This window comes from Peptidiphaga gingivicola, from assembly GCF_001652275.1.
GTDB lineage: Bacteria > Actinomycetota > Actinomycetes > Actinomycetales > Actinomycetaceae > Peptidiphaga > Peptidiphaga gingivicola.
Window position 1 is genome coordinate 1,446,048 of the sequence record NZ_LVZK01000001.1, and the last position, 23,500, is coordinate 1,469,547.

A 23,500-nucleotide genomic window follows, 5' to 3' on the forward strand; every position below is an offset into this window, starting at 1 on the left:
GTCGGCAGGACGGAGGCCCGCTAAAACGAAAGGAGGAGTCGTGGCGACTCCCAATGCCGACAGGCTTCGTGGAATTGGACAGTGGGATCCAAGCGCCAACGACGCGACGAGCGACGTTCTGGGCGCAATCAAGACAGAGCTCGATTCTGTGGCCGATTTGACCGAATCGGTCGCGACAAATCTGGGGTCGGCGATAAAAGGCTCCACCGCTGGGGCGGTGACGGCCAGCTTGGACGCCCTCGGCAAGAAAGTGCGTCGGCATTCCGAGGACATCGGGGTCATCGTGGAGGCGCGAAAAGAAGCTTTGGACGCCGGGCGAGAGGCGCAAAACAAGAACATAGAGATTCAACAGGAGCTGGCGGAGGCCCAGGCCCGGTACGATTCCGTCGTCAAAAAGGAACCGTACCTCCAAGCGGAAATGCGCGCCCTGCGGACGCTCGACGCGGATCATGCCAAGGCAGAGAATCAGGCGATCACCGCACTGAGCACTCTGCGAGAGCGGACGGCGGCGGCGATCCAGCGCATTCCGGCTCTCGGAGGCGAGGAAACAGGATCTTCCAACGGGGACGAACCCGGCAGGCGCCGTTCTGGCGACCGTCAGTCTTCCGGCGGCAGCGATTCTCGCCGCCGTTCGGGCAACGGCGGCACGGGCGGCGACGGCTCCGGCAACGGGCAAAATGGTTCGGGCGCGGGCGGCCCAGGCTCTGGCGACGCCGGGGCTTCGGGCGGCTCCGCCTCCGTTCCGATTCGTTCGGCGACGAGATGGTCGGCAACGATCCCCGACCCTTCCGCCGGAAGCTCAGGAAGCGTCTCGCCCGGCGGCGACGGCGGCCCGACGTTGCAGAGATCGCATTTCACGGTCCATCAGACCGGCGATGTTTCCCAGGGGGCGGTGCGCCCTTCGATCCTGCATTCGTCCTCCGTGCACAATCCGGCTGCGGCCGCCGCGGCAGCGACGGGAGGCGCCGTCGCCGGGTACAAGGCCTATCAGGCGGTTCGCTCGGCGCGTGCAGCAAGCCGGTCGGAGGCGGCAGTGCGGGCGAACGGCACGGCTGCGCAGGGCGCCAGAATGACTCGCGGTGCGACGACGGCCGCGCGCGAGGCTTCGGCGACGACGGCGAAGGGCGCTGCGGCGAAGGGCGCTTTGGCCCGGGGCGGCGCGTCGGGAATCGCCCGTCCCGCCGCAACCTCCGCACGCAGCGGCGGGATAGTTCGGGGAGCGACGACGGCGCAGCGCGCGGTCTCCCAGACGCCCGCTCGCAGTTCGGGCATCGTCAAGGGTGCGACGACGGCTTCGCGTGCAAGCGTTCCGAATGCGCCCCAAGGAACCTCCGGGGGAGCTGGACGTCCAGGGGCAGGTTCGAAGGCTGCGAGAAGCGGCGTCCGCGCCTTGACGGCCCGCGGCGCGCAGGCCGGGGCCGGCGCATCGTCCTCGGCGCGCGGACGCAATTCGGGCCGCAGCGGCAATGTGGCGCGTGGAGCCGCGGCCTCCCGTGGAAACGGTTCGGCCGGTTCGGTTCGTACGGCCGGCCCGGTTCGCGGAGCCGGGGCGGCACGCGGAGGGACGGGCCTAGCCGGGGCGGCACGCGGAACGGGAGCGTCGGCGAAGAACGCGGCGGCTCAACGCGCGGGAATCGCTGGAGCGCGTGGGGCAGGCAGCGCCCGTGGGAACCAGGCAGGTCCGCGCGCTTCGACGGGCGCACAGGGCGCAAGCTCCGCGCGCCCGGCTGCGTCCGGACTGAAAAACGGAACGTTCAAGCAAGGTGTTTCGCCACGGCTCGCGGGGTCGGTTGGAAAGGGCGGCATCGTCTGGCGGTCTGCCCCCGACGCAGCGCCAGCGTCCGCGACGACAAGGGCGGTCGCCGGATTGGCTGCAGGAAGAAGGCGGAACGGCGAGAAGGAGGCTCGGCGGCTCCCAGAAGGGCTCAGCCAGGCCTCCGACTACGAGCAAGGCAAGGAAGTCACCTTCCTGGAGGCCGGAACCTGGCAGTGCGGCGAGGCAGCGGCCTGGCAGCAGGACAAGGCGGTGCCGCCGAAGACCGGCGAGGCGGCGGCCTGGCAGCAAGGTCAGACCGCGTTGCCGCAGAACAAGGGGACTCAGCACAACGGCGCGGGAAATTTCTAGGCCCAAGGGACCTGAGACAAACGAGCCGCAGCGCCTATTCTTGACCGTGGGCGCGAGCGCGCCGAATATCGCGCCAACGCGCTGAGTCTACGACCGCGACGAATGAATCCAGACAAAGGAGACCTGATGGTTCGTACGCCAGTTACCGTCACCGTTACGGGCGCCGCCGGAAACATCGGCTATGCCCTCCTCTTCCGCATCGCTTCGGGCGCGCTGCTCGGCTCCGACACGCCGGTGCGCCTCAACCTGTTGGAAATTCCGCAGGCAGTGAAGGCCGCGGAGGGCACTGCCATGGAGCTCAACGATTCGGCTTTCCCGCTTCTTGAGTCCGTCAATGTCTACGACGGCATTGACGACGCGTTCGACGGGACGAACGTCGCCCTGCTTGTGGGCGCGCGCCCGCGCACCAAGGGAATGGAGCGAGCCGATCTCCTCGAGGCCAACGGCGGGATCTTCGGGCCTCAGGGCAAGGCCATCAACGACCGCGCGGCCGACGACGTCAAGGTCCTCGTCGTCGGCAATCCGGCGAACACCAACGCCGTGATCGCCATGCACTCGGCCCCCGACGTCCCCAAGTCTCGTTTCACCGCGATGATGCGGCTCGACCACAACCGCGCCATCTCGCAGCTGGCGGCCAAGACGGGTGCGCCCGTCGCGGACATCAAGAAGATGACGGTGTGGGGCAACCATTCCGCCGACCAGTACCCCGACGTCTCATACGCCACTGTGGCGGGCAAGCCGGCCTCCGAGCTGGTGGACGCCGAATGGCTGGAGTCCTTCTTCGTTCCGACCGTCGCCAAGCGCGGCGCGGCCATCATCGAGGCCCGCGGAGCGTCGTCGGCCGCCTCGGCCGCCTCGGCCGCCATCGACCACGTGTACAACTGGGTCAACGGCGTGCCCGAAGGCGACTGGGTCACCCCCGGCGTCTACCAGGACGGATCGCACTACGGCGTGCCCGAAGGGCTCATATTCGGCATGCCCGCGACGGCCGAGAACGGCGAATGGGTCGTCGTCGACGGCTTGGAGGTCTCCGACCGCACGCGCGCCGGAATCGAACACAACATCAAGGCCGCCCAGGAGGAATTGGACGCGGTTCGCGCCCTGGGCCTTATCAAGTAGCCCGCCCGCGGCAAGTAGCCCGCCTGCGGCGACCTTGAGGCCATCGTCGGCCTCCTCCTTCGGGAGGAGGCCTTCCTTTTGGTCGGGTGAGCTGAAACGAATTGGGTGCGCTGGAACGGATCAGGCGAGCTGAAACGAAAACGCGGCAATGAATAAGGCGCGGGGGCACTTCGAATCGACCGCTCCGCGAGCGGTTCTGCCCAGGCCCGAAGACCTCCGCCCGTTGTAGGTTGACGAGGATCACAATGGGAGAAGTTTCCTGCGCCGTCTGCACCGCCGATTCTCCGATTTGGCAATGGCATCCGTAGTGAATCCGCTGCACACCGCCCCGTCAAGTCGTGCGCTCTGGGCGTAGAGGCGGCGCGTTTGTCGATTATGGAAGCCGTGTTTGTAGATTATGATTGATACACCACACTCAACGATTGGGATTATCGAGTACTTTAAGGTAGATTACTGCTTCGTAAGTGTTGGCTCCGAGGGATTGCCTCGCGGATCGCGCCCGCGAGGGCGGAAAGATGGGAGTGTTACTTGTCCAAAGAGCGTGTGGACAGTGCGGGAGAGCGTCTAGGCGAGGCGGGGCAGGCCCAGGCACATGTCGTTGGCCAGGCTCGTTTTCCGCTGACGGGAATGCAGTCGCCTATCGTTCTCCATACAGAGCTCACAGGTTCGACGCAGGACGACCTCGCCGATTTGTGGTGCGAGGGCTCGGTTCCCGCGGGAGCCGTCATGATCGCCGACAACATGACGGCGGCCCGCGGAAGAGTCGGACGCCCATGGTTTACGCGAGCGGGGAAGTCCCTGCTCGTTTCCGTTCTTCTGGAGTTCGACGAATCGATCGCCGACTGTCTGGCATGGGTGACGCTCGCGGGCGCAATGGCCGCGCTCGAATCGGTTCGGCGGCACTGTGCGCAAGAAGGCGCCCCCGATGTGGCGATCAGCTGGCCCAACGACGTCGTCGCCCTCACGCCCGCGGGGCCGCGAAAGCTCGGCGGGCTTCTGGGCGAAGTCTGCGGCAGGCGCGACGGCAAGATCGCGTGCATCCTCGGATGGGGCTTGAACCTCTCGCTCGAGGCCGACGAGCTGCCGACGCCCACGGCCGCCTCCCTTTTGACTTCCGGCCTGAAAACAGCCGGGCGTGACGAACTCATCGCCACGTACCTCGAAGGCCTGCGCGCCCGGCTCGACGCATTGGTCGACGCCGGCGACCCGCAGGCTGCGGGCCTCGTCGACGAGGCCAACGCCGTCACGGAAACGCTCCGGCCGGGCGTCGTCGTGGGCCGCCCGCGCCTTGAACCGCTTGTGGGCGACGGCATTCGCGTCCTTCCGGACGCATCCCTTGAAATCCTGACGAGGAACGGCCTCGAAGCGGTCACCTCTGGCGAAGTCTCTCTGCTGGGCATGCAGCCCCGCGCGGAAGGAGAAGCACGTTGATTAACCGCGTCCTCATCGCGAATCGCTCGGAGATCGCGCTGCGAGTGATCCGAACGGCGCGCGACATGGGTGTCAAGTCCATCGCCGTGTACTCGGATTCGGATCGCGACGCCCAGTTCGTCCGGGAAGCCGACGAAGCGTATGCGCTGGTCGGAACCGCCTACGCGGAGACGTATATGAACGCCGAAAGGCTGCTGGAGATCGCGCGCAAAGCCGAGGCCGACGCCGTCCATCCTGGCTACGGCTTCCTTTCCGAGGTCCCAGAGTTCGCGCGGGCGGTGCTGGAGGCCGGCATGGCGTGGATCGGCCCGTCGCCGGAGGTACTTGACGCCCTGGGGGACAAGATCAAGGCTCGCCGCCTTGCCGAATCTGTGAACGTCAGCCCGGTGGCAGGGCTGTCGGACCCCGTCACGGGCCGCGACGTCGTCGACGCCTTCGTCGCCGAAAACGGCTTCCCCATCGTGACGAAGAAGGCCGACGGCGGGGGAGGCCGCGGCATCACGGTGATGGAATCCGACTCCGACCTCGACGTCTTCTTCACCGCCCACGGGCACCACGCAGAAGGCTTCTTCGTCGAGCGCTTCATCCGCACGGCGCGGCACGTCGAAACCCAGTGTGCCCGCGACTCCTTCGGCAACTTCGCGGTCGTCTCCACCCGAGACTGCTCCGTGCAGCGCAGAAACCAGAAGCTCATCGAGGAGGCGCCCGCGCCCGCGCTGCCCCGGGGCGTCGAAGAGACCCTCGTCGATTGGTCTCACAGACTGTTCGACGCCGTCGGATACGAGGGGCTGGGCACCTGCGAGTTCCTCGTCGAAGCCGACGGCCGTGTTAACTTTCTTGAGGTCAACCCGCGATTGCAGGTCGAGCACACCGTCTCCGAAGAAGTGACGGGCCTCGATCTGGTCGAGCAACAGATTCGCATCGCAGCGGGGAAGCGGCTCGCCGAGGTTCCCTCGCCGCGTGCTCACTCTTTCGAGTTCCGCATCACCTGCGAAGACCCCGCCTCGGGAATGATTCCCTCCACGGGCACCGTTTCGCGACTGCGCTGGCCGCTGGGCCACGGCGTGCGCATCGAGTCGGGAATCAACGAGGGCGACGTCGTCACGTCTGATTTCGATCCGATGCTCGCAAAGCTCATCGTCACGGCGCCCACGCGCGAGGCCGCGATCGCCCGCTCGCGCAGGGCCCTGGCGGAACTGGAGATCAAAGGGGTGGCGACGCCGGCGTCGATGTATTCGGCCGTGATCTCCCTCGACGAGTTCAGCCCGGCGCCGCCGTCGACGCGCTGGTTCGAAGACGTCGTCTTGCCCAAACTGGCGGATCCCGCGGAGGCCTCCTCCTTGGGCGTGGCCCCCGCGTCGTCGGTGAGCGCCACTCCCGCATCGACCGCAGCCGAGGAGAGGGCGACCTTCGTGGTGGAGCTTGACGGGCGCCGGATGGAGCTGACCGTCCCGCGCACGATGTTCGCCACGACGGTCGGAACGTCGCGCCACCGGGGCTTCCAGCCCCTTCGCGGAGGCGCCCGCGCACGGAACGATGCGAAATCCGGCGAACTCGTCGATCCGACGGGGATGGTCAACTCCCAGATCCAGGCGATCGTCGTCCGCGTGTGCGTCGACAGCGGGCAGCGGGTCTCCCGCGGCGACCTGCTCGTCGTGCTCGAATCCATGAAGATGGAGAGCTACGTCCACGCTCCCTACGACGGCAAAGTGACGGACATCGCCGTCGAGGCAGGCCAAAACGTGTCCGCTTATCAACCCCTCGTGCGAGTCGTGCGCAACGAGGACGAGACCACCGAGGAGAAATGATGTCGTTGACGAAACTCCGGACGCTTCCGGACACATCCCAGACGATGGACCTCACTCCGCACGAGATCCATCGCGAAGACTTCGCGGCCTACCAGCAAGGTCTCATCGATCTAGCCCAGGAAAAGGCAGAGGCGCGCCAGCATGCCGTCGGCAAGAAAACGGCCCGCGAACGCATAGCCGAACTCTTGGACGAGGGAAGCTTCACTGAAATCGGGCGCTTCCGCGGGGGCAACATGGCCGAAGGCTTCACCGGCGCGGGGGTCGTGACGGGAATCGGCACGGTTGCCGGAGAGTCGGTGGCCGTCTACGCTCAGGACTTCTCGATCCAAGGCGGCACGCTCGGCGAAGTCGAGGGCAACAAGATCACCGCCCTTATGGACAAGGCCCTCGAACTGCGCATTCCCATCGTCGCGATGCTCGACTCCGGCGGCGCCAGAATCCAGGAGGGCGTGCTCGCCCTTTCTCAGTACGGCCGCATCTTCAAAAAGACCTGCGAGGCCTCCGGCGTGATCCCGCAGATCTCCGTCATCCTCGGACCGTGCGCCGGCGGCGCCGTGTACTGCCCGGCCCTCACGGACTTCATCGTCATGACCCGGGACAATTCGCACATGTTCGTCACGGGCCCCGACGTGGTGCGCGCGACGACCGGCGAGGACGTCTCCTTCGCCGACCTGGGCGGCGCCGAGGTGCACAATTTCCAGTCGGGAGTGGCCCATTACCTGGCCGACGACGAAGCCGACGCCCTCGACTACACGCGCACGCTCTTGACCTACCTCCCGCCGAACTGCGAGGGCGCGGCCCGCAGATGGGACTACGAAGAGGGACCCGAGGACGCCGCCAACGCCGCGAGGCTCTCCCAGATCGTCCCCGAGTCTTCGAAGCAGCCCTACGACATGGTCGAGGTCATACGCGCCCTCGTCGATTACGGCGAATTCGTGCAGGTCCAAGAAATGTTCGCCCAGTCGATCACGGTTGGCTTCGCCGCCTTCGACGGCGAGTCCGTGGGAATCGTCGCGAACAACCCGATGCACGAGGCCGGCACGCTCGACGTCGACGCCTCCGAGAAGGCCGCGAGATTCGTCCAATTCTGCGACGCCTTCAACGTGCCCGTCGTCACCTTGGTCGACGTCCCCGGGTACCGCCCGGGGACCGAGCAGGAACACGCGGGAATCATCAGGCGCGGCGCCAAACTCATCTGGTCCTACGCCACGGCCACAGTCCCGCTCGTGACCGTGACGCTGAGGAAAGCCTACGGAGGCGCCTACATCGTCATGGGTTCGAAGTCCCTGGGGGGAGACTTCAACTACGCGTGGCCGGGGGCGGAGATCGCCGTGCTCGGGGCCGACGGCGCGGTGGCCATCACCGGGCGGCGCGAACTGAAAAAGGCCGCTGAGGAAGGCAAGGACGTCGCCGCCGTCAAAGCCGAACTCGTGGAAAAGTACACGCGTGAGAACGTCAATCCGCACCTGTCGATAGAAAGTGGGCAACTCGACGCCATCATCACCCCGGAGACGACTCGTTCGTCGATCGTTTCCGCGCTGCGAATCGCACGGACGAAGAACCGCTCCCAATCCCGCACGAGCCGCCACGGCAACATGCCGATGTGAGCTGACGAAAGGCCAATCAATGAACTCCTACACCCCTTCCGCTTGGATCGCTCAATTCGCCGGGCAATCGACGCCCTGGCGGACGGAGCTGGCGGAGCTTGCGTCGGATCCCGCGATCGCGGCGAAGTTGGGCGCCATCCGCGACGCCGCGGAAAAGATCCTCGCCCCCGTGGCCCCCGAGCTGCTGACGGTCACGGGCCCCATGGATCTTCTGGGGGCGCCGCTTGAGGCCCCCGAGAACGCGGGGGCCACCGTTCCCGGAATCCTCCTGGCCCAATACGGGGCCTACCTCGACGTTCGGGAGGCCCTGCCGGAGCCCGTCGCGGCCGTCGGCCATTCCCAAGGCGTCCTCGGCGCGGCCATGCTGCGCGACGACCACGCGCAGGTCCTCGCGCTCGCGCGCCTCATCGGCGCCGCCGCCACCCGCGAGACGCTTCTCGCCGGGGCGAGCCGCCGCGGCGAACACACACCCATGGTCTCCGTCAAAGGAGAGAACCTGGCCGACGTCGAACTTCCCGGCGACGTCGCCCTGGCGATCAAGAACTCCGCCACGTCCGAGGTGCTCTCCGGCGCGCCCAAGGCCCTCGAGGCGGCTTTGAAGGCGCTCAAGGTCGAGGGGGAGTACCTCGACGTCGCCGCCCCCTTCCACAATCCGGTGCTCGCACCGGCCGTGGAGCAGGTGCTCCAGTGGGTTCGCGCCTGCGGCGTCTCGCTTCCCGACGCCGCCGACCTGGCCCGCGCCGTGCTCACTGAAAGCCTCGACTGGGTTGCGGAGCTCCGCGAAAAGGTGCCCGCGGGGGCGACCGTCGTCGACCTTGGCCCGGGAACCGGCCTGGCGCGCCTGGCCGCGGAGAACTTCGCGGGGACCGGCGTGCACTACATCGAAGCGGGCACGGCCGACTCGCGCGACGCGCTTGCCCAGGGAACCCCTCGCGAGACGGCCTCCCAGGATTGGTCCGTCTTCGCCCCGGCCGCCCGCGTCATCGACGGGAGGAAGGTCGTCGAAACCGCATTCACGCGGCTGACGGGCCGTTCGCCGATCCTCGTGGGCGGAATGACGCCGACGACCGTCGAGCCGGAGATCGTCGCCGCCGCGGCCAACGCCGGACATTGGGCGGAGATGGCCGGCGGCGGGCAGGTCACCGAGGAGATCCTCTCCGACCACCTCGACCGGCTCGGCGAGCTCCTCGAACTCGGCCGCACGGCCCAGTTCAACGCCATGTTCCTCGACCCGTACCTGTGGGGCCTGCACTTCGGTTCCCGCCGCGCGGTGTCGAAGAAGCGCTCGGCCGGGGCGCCGCTCGACGGCGTCGTCGTCTCCGCAGGCGTCCCCGAGCTTGACGAGGCGGTCGAGCTGGTCGAGCGCCTGCGATCCGAGGGATTCCCCTATGTGGCCTTCAAGCCCGGCACGGTGGCGCAGATCCGCCAGGTCGTGCAGATCGCCCGCGAGCTGAACGAGAAGGGCGCGGATCTGCCGCTCATCGCCATGGTCGAGGACGGGCAGGCCGGCGGCCACCACTCGTGGGAGTCGCTTCCCGAGCTGCTGCTTCCAACGTATGCGCAGCTGCGTGAGGCCGGCGTCGTCGTGTGCGCGGGAGGCGGCCTCGGCGACCCCGAGCGCGCCGCCGACTACCTCGACGGCTCGTGGTCCGTCGCCCACGGGCGCCCGCCGATGCCCGTCGACGGCGTGTTCGTCGGAACCGCGCTCATGGCCTCCGCCGAGGCTGCCACGAGCCCCGCGGTCAAGGACCTGCTCGTGGCGACGCCCGGCATCACCGAGGGCTGGGTGCGCAGGGGCGAGGTCCGCGGGGGAATGACCTCCGGGCTGTCCCAGCTGCACGCGGACCTCTACGAGGTCGCCAACGCGAGCGCAGCAGCCTCGAAGCTTCTGGCGGAGATCCCCGCCGAGGAGGTTGAATCGCGCCGCGAGGAGATCATCGAGGCGATCGACAAGACGGCCAAGCCGTACTTCGGCGACGTCGAAGAGATGACCTACCGCCAGATGCTCGAGCGCTACGTTGAGCTTGCCTGGCCTTGGGTGGACGAGTCCATGGAAAAGCGCTTCGTCGAACTGCTTCAGCGCGCGGAGGCCCGCCTGAGCGAGGCCGACCACGGCCAGATCGAGACCCTGTTCGCCGATGGCGCCGAGGACCCCGAGCGCGCCGTGGAGGCCCTCGCGGCCGCGCACCCGGCGGCCGAATCCGTCCTCGTGACGCCGACGGACGCCGCCTTCTTCGTCGAACTCTCGCGCAAATACCCCAAGCCGGTTCCCTTCGTCCCGGTCATCGACGCGGAGATCGTCCGTAGATGGGGGTCGGACAACCTGTGGCAGTCCCACGATCCGCGATATGCGGCGGACGCGGTGCGGATCATCCCGGGCCCGATCTCCGTGGGGGCCATCACCGAGGCAAACGCGCCCGCCGCCGACATCCTCGCCAAGTACGAGCAGGTCGCGGCTGCCCGCCTGGGCGAGGGCGAGAGCGCCTTCAGCAGGATCGCCGCGACCGAGGACGAATACTTCCGGTCCGCCCGCTACGTCGTGTGGCGGGGGAGCCTCGTGCCCAACCCTGCCCTCATCGAGGGAGCGAGCCTCCATGAGGCCGAGGGCCCGGCCGCCGGCGGATGGGAGGTCCTCGTGCCTTTCGACTCCGTGTGGGACGGCACCGGCTCGCCGACCCATCGCGTCCGCGACATCCGCATTCCGCTCGTGGCGCCCGAAGGCGCGGCCTCCGGCGCCTACCCGCTCGTGGACGACTCCCGGCTCTCCGCAGCCATGCGCGGCCTGCTGGAGGCGACGGCCGGCGTGGGCTCGACGACGGCGGGCGGAACCCCCATCGAGTCCCTTCCCGGCGACGGCGAGGCTTTCTCCTTCGACTTCGGCCGCGACGCGGCCGCCGCCCACGCACTCGTGTGCGAGCCCCCTGAGGCGGTCGACGCAGGGGCCGTGCCGAGCGCCCTGTTCGGCTCGTGCTGGCCGGCGATATACGGCGCGATCGGCTCGACTGTCCGCGACGGATACCCCGTCATAGAAGGACTTCTATCGACAGTCCACCTCGATCACTCCGAGCGAATCGCGGCCTCCCTCGACGAGCTGGCGGGGACGCTGACTGCGACCTCGCACGTGACCGGCGTCGCCGACACCGCCGCGGGCAGAGTCATCGGCGTCGACACCCGGGTCGTGGACGGCGACGGCCGAGAGGTCGCCTTCTTCGCCGACCGTTTCGCCCTGCGCGGCCGCGTGGGCGAGGAGCAGCTTGAGGATCCCGAGCCGCGGGCGGGGGTCGGCGACGTCGTCGACACGCCGCGCTCCGTACTCGGCTCAGCCAAGGTCTCCGCGCCGACGGACATGACCGCCTTCGCCATCGTCTCGGGCGACTACAATCCCATCCACACGTCGCGCAGGGGGGCGAAGCTCGCCGGGCTCGACGAGCCGATCGTCCACGGCATGTGGCTGTGCGCGGCCGCGGAGTACGCGACCCAGAAGATCGCGGGAACGAGGATTCTGGGGTGGACGTACAGGATGTTCGGAATGGTCGCGCTGGGCGACGTCGTCGACGTGCGCGTCGAACGCGTCGGACGCATTCGCGGCGGAGGCTTGGCCCTCGAGGTCTCGTGCACCGTCGACGGGGTTCTGGTGGCCACTGCGACGGCGGCCGTGGCCGCCCCGAGCACCGCCTACCTGTATCCCGGGCAGGGTGTGCAGTCCCAGGGGATGGCTCTGGACGAGCGCAACGAGTCGGCCGCGGCGCGGGCTGTATGGGAGCGCGCCGACAAGCACACCCGCGAGAAGCTCGGCTTCTCGATCCTCGCTCTGGTTCGCGACAATCCGCGCGAACTCGTCGCGGGCGGCGTGCGCTACCACCATCCCGAGGGCCTGCTCAACCTCACCCAGTTCACCCAGGTGGCGCTGGCCACCGTCGCGGCGGCCCAGACCGAAAGGCTCGCGGCCGAGGGCGCGCTCGTGGAAGGGGCGATGTTCGCCGGGCATTCGCTGGGCGAGTACACGGCGCTTTCTTCGTACGGGCGGGTCTTCCCGCTGGAGGCCCTCCTTGAGATCGTCTTCCAGCGCGGCTCGACGATGCACAATCTCGTTCCGCGCGACGCGCAGGGCCGCTCAAACTACCGCATGGGGGCGCTTCGCCCCAGCCAGTTCGGGGTGAGCGACGTCGTCGGCTACGTCGAATCGATCTCCGAGGAGACGGGCGAGTTCCTTGAGGTCGTCAACCTCAACATCGAGGGCCAGCAGTACGCCGTGGCCGGAACCGTCGCGGGCCTTAAGGCCCTGGAGCGCGACGCGAACGCCCGGGCCGAGGCCGCGGGCGGCAAGCGATCGTTCATCCTCGTTCCCGGCATTGACGTGCCCTTCCACTCGCGCGTCCTGCGCAACGGGGTGGACGACTTCCGCGAGCTTCTGGAAGACCTGCTGCCCGAGAAGATCGAGGCCGACGCCCTCGTGGGCCGCTACATACCCAACCTCGTGGCCAAGCCCTTCGAGCTGACGGAGGAGTTCGCGAGGCTCATCCTCGACGTCGCCCCGTCGACGATGGTGGCCGAGCTTGTCGAGGACTTCGACGGCCTGCTCGAGCGCGACCGCTACCGCGTCATCCGCACGCTGCTCATTGAGCTTCTCGCGTGGCAGTTCGCCTCGCCCGTGCAGTGGATTGATACGCAGAACGTGCTCTTGGAGGAGGGCGTGCGCGAATGGGTCGAGGTTGGCCTCGCCACCGCGCCGACCCTCGCCAACATCGGGGCGCGGACCGTCGCCCAGGCGGGCGCGGACGTTGCTGTCATGAACGTCGCGAGGGATTCTCAGCGCGTCAGGCGCGAAGACGTGGCCGCGGCCCCGGTTGAAGAGGCCGGCGAGCCGCAGGCGGCTGAATCGTCCGCCGACGCCGGAAAGGCAGCGGCGCCCGCCGATTCTCAGCCTCAGGCGGCTCCCGAGCAGAATGCGCCCGCGCAGGAAGCGCCGGCCGCGCCTGCCGCTCCTGCGCCTGCTGCCGCGGCGGGGCCCGTCGAGGACCTTCCCTTTACCGCGGCCGACGCGTTGGACGCGCTACTCGCCGTCCACGCGAAGCTGCGGCCCGAGCAGATCGTCGACGCCGACACCGTCGAGACGTTGACGAACGGCGTCTCTTCGAAGCGCAACCAGGTGCTCATGGACCTGACGGCGGAGTTCGGCCTGTCGTCGATGGACGGCGCCGCCGAGGCGCCCATGTCCAAGCTCCGAGCCGGGGTTTTGGCCGGCGCCCACGGATACAAGCCGTTCGGAGCGGTGTTGAGCGAGGCCATTTCCGGCCGACTCCGCCAGATAGCCGGCGCCGCCGGCGCCAAACCGCAGCGCGTCTCCGAATACCTCGCCTCGGCGTGGGGCCTGGGCGAGGGGTGGGCGACGCACGTCGCCACTGCCGTCGTGCTCGGCTCCCGCGAAGGAAAATCGCTGCGGGGAGGCGAACTCGCCACGATAAAGCCGTCGAAGAAGTTCGACGCGACGATCGACGAGGCTGTCGCCCAGGTGGCCGCCGCCCGCGGAATCGCCGTGTCAAAGGCCAGCTCGGGCGGCGGATCGGGGACGATGGTCGATTCGGCCGCCCTCGAAGAGATCACGGGGCAGATGACCGACGCCCTGGCGGCGACCGCCCGCGAGCTTCTCGCCCGCCTGGGCAAGGAGCCGCCCGCGCAGCAGGCGGGCGGCGACAATGCAGACGACCTCGCGCTGCGGGCCGCCGTGTCCGCCGAGCTCGGGGACGGCTGGGAGAAGTTCGTCGCCCCCGCGTTCACCCCCGACCGGGCCGTCCGCCTGTGCGACCGCTGGGCGAGCGCCCGCGAGGACGTCGCGCGGATCGCCGCGGGGCAGGAGGTCGAAGGGAACTTCGAATCGACCGGCGAGGAAGTGGCGAAGCAGGCCCGATGGCATGCCGAGCGCCGCCCCGAGCGCGCCGAGCGCCTCCTCGCGATCGCCGCGGCTGCAGAAAGCTCCGACCCGGGCCAGTTCAGCGGAAAGGTCGCCGTCGTCACCGGCGCCTCGCCGAGGTCGATCGCGGCGTCCGTCGCAGGCAGGCTCTTGGCGGGCGGTGCGACCGTCGTCGTCACGACTTCGCGACTGGACTCCGGGCGCCTCAACTGGGCCGCTGAACTTTATCGGCGCAGCGCCCGCGGCGACGCCGAACTGTGGATCGTCCCAGCCAACCTCGGTTCGCTGCGCGACATCGACGCCCTCGTCGAATGGATCGGCGCCGAGCAGCGGGTGACGCTCGGCGCGGCGACCAAGGTGCTTAAGCCGGCGTTCGTTCCCGACATCCTCTTCCCGTTCGCCGCGCCTCCCGTCCGCGGCACGCTCGACGACGCCGGGGCTGCGGCCGAAAACCAGGCCCGCGTGCTCCTGTGGGGAGTCGAGCGGCTGATCGGCGGCCTTTCCCGCATCGGCGCCGACACGCACGTCGGCCACCGCCTTCACGTGGTCCTGCCCGGATCGCCCAACCGGGGAACCTTCGGCGGCGACGGCGCATACGGCGAGGTCAAGGCGGCTCTCGACGCCGTCGCCAACAAGTGGGCCAACGAGCCGTGGGGCGCCAGGACGTCGATCGCCCACGCCCTCATCGGCTGGGTCAAGGGCACGAACCTCATGGGCCACAACGACCCGCTCGTCGCCGCGGTCGAAGCCGCGGGGGTCCGCGTGTGGAACACGGAAGAGATTGCCGAGAGGCTGCTCGATCTGTGCACCGAGGAGTCCTTGGAGGCGGCTGCCTGCGCCCCGATGGTCGTCGACCTGACCGGCGGGATGGACAAGGTCAATCTGCGAAAGCTCGCCAAGGGACTCAAGCTTCCGAGCGCGCCCGAGGAGGCCGAGGGCCCGGCCACGATCGGAGCGCTCGCCACGCCCGCAGGGGTCGCGAGCGGGCGCACCCCGGGGCGCGAGGCCTTCGCGGGCGGCTCCGCCAGGCCGGAAGACCTCGTGGTCGTCGTCGGCGTCGGCGAAGCCGGGCCGTGGGGCTCCTCGCGCACCCGCCTCGCCGCCGAGCTGGGAATCCAGGGCACTGGCGAGGTCGACATGACCGCGGCGGGCGTCCTCGAGCTGGCCTGGATGATGGGCCTGCTCGAATGGCACGACACGCCCAAACCGGGTTGGTACGACGCTTCGGGAAGCGTCGTACCCGAAGAGGAGATCTACGAGCGCTATCGAGACGAAGTCGTGGCCCGCTGTGGCGTCCGCTCCTTCGTCGACGACGGTCCGCTCGTAAACCTCGGGTCCATTGACATCGAGGAGGTGCGCCTGGATTCCGACGTGACCTTCACCGTCGCCGACGAGGCCGCCGCAAACGCCCTTGTCGAGGCGGACCCCGAGAATACGTCTGCCGCGCTGGTCGACGACGAATGGACCGTGACCCGCAAGGCCGGGGCGCTGACCTACGTTCCGCGAAGGGCGACCCTCAGCCGCACCGTCGGCGGCCAGTTCCCCGACGGCTTCGACCCCGCGCACTGGGGGATTCCCGCATCGATGATCGAGTCCTCCGACCGCATGGCCATCTGGAACCTCATGACCACGGTCGACGCCTTCATCGGAGCCGGGTTGACCCCCGGAGAGCTGCTGCGCAGCGTCCACCCGAACGAGGTGGCCTCCACCCAGGGCACGGGATTCGGCGGAATGTCCTCGATGCGGCAGTTCTACCTCGACAGGTTCACGGGCCGCTCGCGCCCGCAGGACCTCCTGCAGGAGACCCTCGGCAACGTCATCGCCGCGCACACGATGCAGTCCTACGTGGGCGGCTACGGGTCGATGATCCACCCGGTCGGCGCGTGCGCCACCGCGGCCGTCTCCGTCGAGGAGGGGGTCGACAAGATCGCCTGCGGCAAGGCGACCTTCGTGGTGGCCGGCGGAATCGACGACATCGGATTGGAGTCGATCACCGGGTTCGGCGACATGACGGCGACGGCGGACTCGGCGGCCATGGCCCGCCAGGGCATCGACGAGCGCTTCTACTCTCGCGCGGGCGATCTGCGCAGGGGAGGCTTCGTCGAGGCGCAGGGCGGCGGAACCGTGCTGCTCGCCCGCGGCGACTTCGCGTTGGAGACGGGCCTGCCCGTTCTGGCCGTCGTGGCCCACGCGCAGTCCTTCGCCGACGGCGCCCACACGTCGATCCCCGCGCCGGGGCTCGGCGCGCTGGCCGTCGGCCGCGGAGGCAAGAACGCGCGCTTCGTCAAGAGCCTGGCCGCCCTGGGGATCACCCCGGACGACGTCTCGGTGGTCTCCAAGCACGACACCTCGACCAACGCGAACGACCCGAACGAGGCCGAGCTGCACGTGCGGCTGGCAAAGGCCATCGGGCGCACCGAGGGCAACCCGCTTTACGTCGTGTCGCAAAAGTCGCTGACGGGCCACGCGAAGGGCGGCGCCGCGCTGTTCCAGCTCGCCGGACTGACGCAGATCCTCGCCAGCGGGCTGATCCCCGGAAACAAGGCGCTCGACTGCCTCGACCCCGTTTTCGAGGAAGACCCCTACCTCGTGTGGCTGCGCTCGCCGTTCCAGCACGAGGGCGTCAAGGCGGGCCTCATCACCTCGCTTGGCTTCGGCCACGTCTCGGCCTTCATCGCGCTGGCTTCTCCGGACGCCTTCGAGGCGGCCGTGGCGCGCGCGCACGGAGACGAGGCCGCCGACGAGTGGCGCAGGCGCGCCGACGGGCGCACACACGCGGGCGCGGTTCGCCTGGAGAAGGCTATGCTCGGCAAGGCAGAGCTCTTCGAGGGCATCAAGGACAGGCGCTTTGCCGGCGACATCCACGAGGACGAGTCCGCAATGCTGCTCAATCCCGACGCCCGCCTCGGCGCCGACGGCTTCTACCCGCGGGTCAAGGCCGACGGCGAGGAATGACGGCTGAGCGACGACGAGGCTGCTGCCGGCCCCCGGAATCGGGGGTCGGCAGCAGCCTCGGTTTGCCGCTTCGGCGGCCGCGGCGGCGGGCGTCGTCTATGCGCTCGCCGCTCCAGCGTTTCCTCGGCGTCGACATCGGCTCCTCGGCGTCGACATCGGCGCGCAGGGCGGCCTGCGTCTTCGCCGTATACGCATTTCGGCTCATGACGGATGCGCATTTTGGCGCATGACGGATGAAGGAGAGCCCATGCCGATGGCGGGGGAGAGGACCCGATGATTCTCGGTGTCGGGCTGGACGTCGTCGACGTCGCAGCTTTCCGCGAGCAGCTGGAACTGCCCGGAACGGCGTTCGGGCGGGCGTTCACGGCGCGGGAACGCCGAGAGGCGGCTGGAGTCAACGTCGCCGAGCGTTTGGCGGCGCGGTGGGGAGCGAAGGAGGCGTTCATCAAGGCCTGGAGCGCCGCGCTCAAGGGCCGGCCGCCGGTTCTCGGAGAGGTCGCGTGGCACGAGATCGAGGTGGTCACAGACGCCTGGCATCGGCCAGGGCTTGCGCTGCATGCCGATGTGGCAGAGGCTTTCGCCAATTCGGTGGGCCAGGCCCGCATCCACGTCTCGCTCAGCCACGACGGCCCGGTGGCCCAGGCCATCGTCGTCCTCGAATCCGAGGCCGCGGCTGACGGCGCAGCAGGGGCCGGCCCCGGAATGAAAAGAACAATCCCGGATTGAAAAGGCGATCCGGAGCGGATCGAAAAACGCACCGTCGACCGACGGACCGCTGAAAGCCATAAACGGACCGCTGGAAGCCGTAAACGGACCTAGTGAAAGCCTTGAAACTGCCCTGCGCCCTAATGAGTTAAATTTAAAAGATCTGAATGGTTTTAATTTGGATGGATTTGGAACAGAAGATTAGTTTTAAAGCAGCGAATTAGTTTTAAAACAGAAGATTAATTTTAAAGCGCTGAGTTAACTTTAAATCACTCATCGCCGTCTTGCCCGGGCGCGGCGTTGCAGACTCACCCGGGCGCGGCGTCGTCGGCGGCAAAAGAACGCCGTCTCGCGCCCTTCAGTGGAAGAAACGGAGTTCCGGGCCGAGCGGAGGAAAGAAGTCCCACTTTGAGCGGGAGAAAGTTCCGGGCCGAGCGGAGACAAGCAGTCTCACACTCGGCAAGAGAAGGAAGTCTCACGCCGCTCGGAAGAAATACGGCAGGGCGTTGTACAGGTACGTGTGGGCGGACGTGTAGTTGTGGCCTTTTCCGTTCACGACGAGAAGAGTGAGATTCCCGTTGGCGAAACTCGTGTCCGTATAGTCGAAGGCCTTTCTCTCCTCGAGCATCCTGTCCACCATTTTGGTCATGTAAGGCATGACGCTGTCATCGGTCCCCGTCGCAGCGAAAATGAAGTAGCCCTTCCTGCCGGCGCCGGATTTTTGAGCGACGTTCGCGAGGTCCTCAACCCCCTGACTGGGATCGTAGTTCCGCGAAAAGACGCTGCCCCTGTAAATCCCGCTGATGGGAAGGAAGTACTCGAAATACTTCAGATTGCTGCGAAAAACCGACCATGTGGCGCCTCCGCCCAGGGAGAATCCGCCAAACGCGCGATGCTCCCGGGAGGCGGCGAAGGCCTCGGGGGTCGTGCTAGTCGCGTGCGTGCGGTATTTGCCCTCTACGGCGGGCATGAGGTCCTTCGTCAGCTCTGTCGGGAAAGCGGGGAAAGTCGAGGAGAATCGGTCGCTTCCCCGGCGTATGGTCGGCATCGCCACGATCGTCGGGGAGATGCGCTTGTCAGCGATCATGTGGTCGAGGATGTTCTTGGCCGTGGTCGGTTTGGACTGCGTTCCCAGCCATGTGCGCTCGTTCCCCTGCGAACCGTGCATGAGGTACAGGATGTTGTAGCGCTGGGACGAATTGTCGCGGTACCCGTAAGGAAGGTAGACGACGGCCTTCTTCGTGATCGTCGTTCCCGGCTTTTCGGGGTCGGAAGTGCGATACTCGATCGTCTCCAGCCGCCCGGCCTTCGAAGCCTCGCTCCGATAGGAACTCGGTATCTCGGTGAAATGGAAGGGCTTGAAGGAGGACGGAGCCGACGTCGAAGAAGCCGACGCCGAGGGCCCGGGCGCGTCCGACGCGCTCGACGTCGCCGGGGCCGCCGTCGAATCGCTTTGCGCCGCCTTGGCGTATCCGGCCGGCGCCGGCGACGGGCGCAGCGCGATCGGCGTCTCTTTGCCCGCTCCGCCCGATTTTCCTGTGCCTGAGGCAACGCCGCTCGACGCCCCGCCGCCGGGAGAAAACTCCCCGGCGCACCCGGCGAGGGCGGGAGAGGCCGCGAGCGCGGCGCACAGAAGAGGGGCGGCGAGCCGGGAGCCCGGCCGTGTCGACATGTATTTCATCGTGTTCCCATTGCCGAGTCGAAAGAATGCAGTGCAGTCGATTAAACAGTCTTAGTCTGGACGAATCCTGTGCGCAGGCCCGCGGACCGCCCTCGTATCCCCGAGGAAAGGTTGAGGCAAGTTCTCGAGAAAAGTCTGCGGTGAAAGGGCATTGATATGACGCAGGCGAGGATGGAGCAAGCGAAGAGCTCTTGAGAGTTGATTAAAGCGCTCTTGAAAATTGATCGAGGTGTTTTCCTTGCGGCAGGGGAACGCTTCCCAAAGGACCGCGTCTCCCGGGGGATATGATGAAAGCCTGGGTAAAGTCCAGGAAATGACAGAACGACTAATGGATGGCGGAGAACGCACATGAATAACGAAGAACGCAACATTGAACGTCACGCAGACGGAGAAATCCGGGCAGATGAAAGGCCCCTCGCGCAGAGAACGCCCGTCCCGGGGGCGGAAGGCACGCCGGGTGCGCGGGGCAAAGTGGTCGTCATGCGAAGGAAAAAGTCCTTCTCCTCCAACGATTTCGCCATTGAGGACGAAAATGGAGACGAAATGGGCGCAATAGTTGAGGCGGAAAGGAAAGCTCCGCGCTTCTTCAGGGCCTTTCGCGACTTCGACATAGGAGGTCCCCGCATCGGCCTTCGAGCACGAATCACCCGGAAGACGTTGAAGCCTCGAGGGGTCCGCACGCTTTACGCGGTTGTCGGCCCAGACGGCTCGCCCTTGGCGGAGGTGAGAATCAGAACGACGTTTATCGGGAAAATCGTCATCGTCCCGACCGAAGGCAAGCCGATGGAGCTTCGCATGAAGGGCCTGCGCCGGTTCGAGGTCGTCTCCCTCGAGTCGAAGGCCAAAATCGCCGCCGGGGACCTTCGCACGCGCAAAGGCGTCCGCATTGCCTTGGAGTTTTCCCCTGACGTCTCCTCGGAATGGCAGGCGCTGATCATGACGGCGGCGTTGGCGTTTGATTTGACGCGGAGAATTAGGAGCGCCTTCTTCTCTTCCTCTGTTCTTTCGCGTTTTCTTACGCGGCAGTTTTTGCGCGACTGATGTCGGCGTTTGAGCCGATCGACGCCTGAGGGCGGGCTGGCGCCCACGTCTTTGCTGATTGTGTCGGAGGCATCCGGTAGCCTTGAAGGGATGCCGAAAGAAGGAGGAAAAGTGAGGGATTTCGACCAGTCGGCCTCCGCCGTCGATCCCGAGGTGGCCGCCGTGCTCGAGGCGGAATTGGCCAGGCAGCGCGGGACGCTCGAAATGATCGCGTCCGAGAACTTCGTGCCGCGAGCCGTGCTGGAAGCTCAAGGCTCGGTGCTGACCAACAAGTACGCCGAAGGGTACCCCGGCAGGAGGTACTACGGCGGGTGCGAAGAGGTCGACAAGGTCGAAACGCTCGCGATTGAACGGGCGAAGAGCCTGTTTGACGCCGAATACGCCAACGTCCAGCCGCATTCCGGCGCGCAAGCCAACGCGGCGGTCTACCACGCCCTTCTGTCTCACGGCGACACGGTCATGGGGCTCCAGCTCGCCCACGGCGGGCACCTCACCCACGGGATGAAGATCAACTTCTCCGGCAAGAACTACGACATCGCCGCCTACGGGCTCAATCCCGAGACGCATCGCATCGACATGGACATGGTTCGCGAGCAGGCGCTCGCCGTCCGGCCGAAGATGATCATCGCCGGATGGTCCGCCTACCCGCGCCAGCTCGACTTCGAGGCCTTCCGGCAGATAGCCGACGAGGTCGGCGCCTTCCTGTGGACCGACATGGCCCATTTCGCCGGGTTGGTCGCGGCCGGGCTGCACCCGAACCCCGTCGGGCATTCCGACGTCGTGACGACGACAATCCACAAGACCCTCGGAGGCCCCCGCTCGGGAATGATTCTCTCCCGCGACTCTTCGGCCTACGCCAAAAAGCTCAACTCCGCCGTCTTTCCCGGGCAGCAGGGCGGCCCGCTCATGCACGTCGTCGCAGCCAAGGCCGTCGCCTTGCGCATCGCCGCAACCGAGGCGTTCAAAGACAGGCAGGCCCGCACCGTCGAGGGGGCGAAGATCCTCGCGGAAAGGCTGAACGCGCCGGACGTCGCCGCGGCGGGAGTCGGCCTCGTCACCGGCGGAACCGACGTCCACCTGGTTCTCGTCGACCTGCGGAATTCGGACATGGACGGCCAGCAGGCCGAGGACCTCCTCGACGACGTCGGCATCACCGTCAATCGAAACGCCGTGCCGTGGGACCCCCGCCCGGCCGCCGTCACATCGGGGCTGCGCATCGGCACGCCGGCGCTCGCCACCAGGGGCTTCGGGGCCGCCCAGTTCGAGGAGGTCGCCGACATCCTCGCCGCGGCGCTCGTCGCCGGGAGGGGCGCCGACGTCGAGGCGCTGCGCGGGCGCGTCAAGAGGCTCACCGACGAATTCCCGCTGTACGAGGGGCTCGAGCAGGTGCGCAAATGACGGGCGGCGTCCCCGAGGCGGGGCAGGGCGGGTCGCCGGCCGCGCGCAAGCTGGACGGCAAAGCGACCGCGGCCGCGATCAAGGCCGAGCTCGCCGAGCGCGTCAAGGCGCTGCGAGCCGAGGGGAAGGCACCCGGGCTCGGCACGGTGCTCGTGGGCGAGGACCCCGGATCGGTGTCCTACGTGGCGGGCAAGCATCGCGACTGCGCGGAGGTAGGCATCGAGTCGATCCGCGAGGATCTGCCCGCGTCGGCTTCGCAAGAGGAGATCGTCGCCGCCGTCGAGCGGCTCAACGCCGACCCGGCGTGCACCGCCTACATCGTCCAGCTGCCGCTTCCGCGGGGAGTCGATCAGAACGCCGTCCTCGAACGCATCGATCCGAACAAGGACGCAGACGGCCTCCACCCGACGAACCTGGGAAGGCTGGTCTTGTCGGTCGGCGGCGAAATTCGTTCGCCCCTTCCCTGCACGCCCGCGGGAATCCTCGAGCTGCTGAGCCGCCACGGGGTGTCGCTGCGGGGGAAGAACGTCGCGGTCGTCGGCCGCGGGGTCACCGTTGGCCGCTCGATCGGTTTGCTGCTGACACGGCGCGGCATCGACGCAACCGTCGTCAACTGCCACACCGGCACCGCAAACGTGGAGGAAATCGTCCGCCGCGCCGACGTCGTCGTCGCGGCGGCAGGCGTGGCCCGCCTCGTCACGCCCGAATGGATCAAGCCCGGCGCCGCGGTCGTGGACGTCGGAGTCTCGCGGATCGTCGACCCCGAAACCGGGAAGGCCCGCATCGTCGGCGACGTCCACCCGGACGTGGCCGAGGTCGCCGCATGGCTCTCGCCCAACCCCGGCGGGGTCGGGCCCATGACCCGGGCGATGCTTCTGGCCAACGTCGTGGACATCGCCGAAAGGAAGCCATGCGCATAGCAACGTGCAACGTCAACGGAATCCGCGCCGCGGCCCGCAAAGGCATGGGGGAGTGGATCGCGTCCGCGAAGGCCGACGTGCTGCTCCTCCAGGAAGTGCGGGCGCCCGAAGAGCTCGTGGCGCCGCTCGTCGGGGAGGGATACAAAACGATTCCCTGGCCCTGCGAGATCAAGGGGCGCGCAGGCGTCGCGGTCGCGGTGCGCGAAGGGATCGAAACCGGCGCCGTCGTGCGCGGGGTCGGCGACGACCAGCCGCCGGTCGACACCGGAAGGTGGCTCGAAGTCGAACTGCCGGAGCTCGGCCTGCGCGTCGTCTCCGCCTACCTCCATTCCGGCGACTCCTCGAGCAAGGAGAAGATGGACGCCAAATACGCCCATCTCGACCTGGTCGAAAAACGACTGGCGGAACTGAGCGAAGGCGGGGGGCGTTTCCTCGTCGCGGGCGATTTCAACATCGTGCACACGCCCCTCGACATCACGAATTGGAAATCCAACCACAATCGGACCTCGGGCGTGCTGGACGAGGAGATCGCCTACCTCGACCGGTGGTTCGGTCAGATGGGCCTCGCCGACGTCCAAAGGCGCCTCGACCCGGACAGCCAGGGGCCCTACACTTGGTGGTCGCAAAGGGGGAAGGCCTTCGACAACAACACGGGGTGGCGCATCGACTACCATCTGGCCAGCCCGTCTCTCGCGGAAAAGGCCGACGCGTACCGGATCGACAGGGCGCCCTCCTACGACGCGAGGTTCTCCGACCACGCGCCCCTGATCGTGGATTACACGCTGTGAGGCTTGAGCTG

The 23,500-nt window shown here is 67.5% G+C and carries 12 protein-coding genes; 11 read left to right on the forward strand and 1 reads right to left on the reverse strand.

The genetic code is table 11. The annotated features are described in order from the left end of the window. Positions 1-40 precede the first annotated feature (40 nt). The 7 genes from A4H34_RS06005 to acpS all read left to right on the forward strand — a co-directional run bounded on the left by A4H34_RS06005 (position 41) and on the right by acpS (position 17,682). Positions 41-2,125, forward strand: coding sequence for a hypothetical protein (locus A4H34_RS06005; protein WP_064231381.1), 2,085 nt, complete (start codon positions 41-43; stop codon positions 2,123-2,125). Between the two features lie 126 nt (positions 2,126-2,251). Next, a complete protein-coding gene (locus tag A4H34_RS06010) occupies positions 2,252-3,244 on the forward strand; it encodes a malate dehydrogenase (protein ID WP_040322740.1) in 993 nt (330 codons plus the stop codon). Positions 3,245-3,772: 528 nt separating this feature from the next. Beyond that, the gene (locus tag A4H34_RS06015; protein WP_138587204.1) at positions 3,773-4,675 is read left to right on the forward strand and encodes a biotin--[acetyl-CoA-carboxylase] ligase; all 903 of its coding nucleotides are present in this window, start codon (positions 3,773-3,775) and stop codon (positions 4,673-4,675) included. Beyond that, complete coding sequence (locus A4H34_RS06020) at positions 4,672-6,483, forward strand: ATP-binding protein (protein WP_064231382.1); 1,812 nt, start codon at positions 4,672-4,674, stop codon at positions 6,481-6,483. The genes A4H34_RS06015 and A4H34_RS06020 overlap by 4 nt, the downstream gene beginning before the upstream one ends. Further along, complete coding sequence (locus tag A4H34_RS06025) at positions 6,480-8,090, forward strand: acyl-CoA carboxylase subunit beta (protein ID WP_009199045.1); 1,611 nt, start codon at positions 6,480-6,482, stop codon at positions 8,088-8,090. Before A4H34_RS06020 ends, A4H34_RS06025 begins: the two co-directional genes overlap by 4 nt. Before the next feature lie 19 nt (positions 8,091-8,109). After that, on the forward strand, positions 8,110-16,956 hold the full coding sequence (locus A4H34_RS06030) for a type I polyketide synthase (RefSeq protein ID WP_064231383.1): 8,847 nt from the start codon (positions 8,110-8,112) through the stop codon (positions 16,954-16,956). 273 nt (positions 16,957-17,229) lie between these two features. Continuing rightward, positions 17,230-17,682 carry a holo-ACP synthase AcpS gene (acpS, locus tag A4H34_RS06035; protein WP_064231384.1) on the forward strand — a complete coding sequence of 151 codons (453 nt, stop codon included), beginning with the start codon at positions 17,230-17,232 and terminating at the stop codon, positions 17,680-17,682. Positions 17,683-18,136: 454 nt separating this feature from the next. Here acpS and A4H34_RS06040 read toward each other — a convergent pair whose 3' ends face one another. Beyond that, positions 18,137-19,333 carry an alpha/beta hydrolase gene (locus A4H34_RS06040; protein ID WP_064231385.1) on the reverse strand — a complete coding sequence of 399 codons (1,197 nt, stop codon included), beginning with the start codon at positions 19,331-19,333 and terminating at the stop codon, positions 18,137-18,139. Between the two features lie 357 nt (positions 19,334-19,690). Between A4H34_RS06040 and A4H34_RS06045 the strand changes: the two genes are divergently transcribed. The 4 genes from A4H34_RS06045 (at position 19,691) to A4H34_RS06060 (ending at position 23,489) form a co-directional block, all read left to right on the forward strand. Further along, entirely contained in the window at positions 19,691-20,383 is a 693-nt protein-coding gene (locus A4H34_RS06045; protein ID WP_064231386.1) for an LURP-one-related/scramblase family protein, read from the forward strand. Between the two features lie 90 nt (positions 20,384-20,473). Next, complete coding sequence (glyA, locus tag A4H34_RS06050; protein WP_009199037.1) at positions 20,474-21,781, forward strand: serine hydroxymethyltransferase; 1,308 nt, start codon at positions 20,474-20,476, stop codon at positions 21,779-21,781. Next, complete coding sequence (locus A4H34_RS06055; protein WP_009199036.1) at positions 21,778-22,701, forward strand: bifunctional methylenetetrahydrofolate dehydrogenase/methenyltetrahydrofolate cyclohydrolase; 924 nt, start codon at positions 21,778-21,780, stop codon at positions 22,699-22,701. The genes glyA and A4H34_RS06055 overlap by 4 nt, the downstream gene beginning before the upstream one ends. Then, positions 22,692-23,489: an exodeoxyribonuclease III gene (locus A4H34_RS06060; protein WP_009199035.1), complete on the forward strand. Its 798-nt coding sequence runs from the start codon at positions 22,692-22,694 to the stop codon at positions 23,487-23,489. Before A4H34_RS06055 ends, A4H34_RS06060 begins: the two co-directional genes overlap by 10 nt. Positions 23,490-23,500: the final 11 nt, after the last annotated feature.

Coding starts and splice junctions, on each gene's coding strand:
- A4H34_RS06010 (WP_040322740.1), top strand. CDS start 2,252: ATGGTTCGTACGCCAGTTACCGTCACCGTTACGGGCGCCGCCGGAAAC.
- A4H34_RS06025 (WP_009199045.1), top strand. CDS start 6,480: ATGATGTCGTTGACGAAACTCCGGACGCTTCCGGACACATCCCAGACG.
- A4H34_RS06030 (WP_064231383.1), top strand. CDS start 8,110: ATGAACTCCTACACCCCTTCCGCTTGGATCGCTCAATTCGCCGGGCAA.
- acpS (WP_064231384.1), top strand. CDS start 17,230: ATGATTCTCGGTGTCGGGCTGGACGTCGTCGACGTCGCAGCTTTCCGC.
- A4H34_RS06040 (WP_064231385.1), bottom strand. CDS start 19,333: ATGTCGACACGGCCGGGCTCCCGGCTCGCCGCCCCTCTTCTGTGCGCC.
- A4H34_RS06045 (WP_064231386.1), top strand. CDS start 19,691: ATGAATAACGAAGAACGCAACATTGAACGTCACGCAGACGGAGAAATC.
- glyA (WP_009199037.1), top strand. CDS start 20,474: ATGCCGAAAGAAGGAGGAAAAGTGAGGGATTTCGACCAGTCGGCCTCC.
- A4H34_RS06055 (WP_009199036.1), top strand. CDS start 21,778: ATGACGGGCGGCGTCCCCGAGGCGGGGCAGGGCGGGTCGCCGGCCGCG.
- A4H34_RS06060 (WP_009199035.1), top strand. CDS start 22,692: ATGCGCATAGCAACGTGCAACGTCAACGGAATCCGCGCCGCGGCCCGC.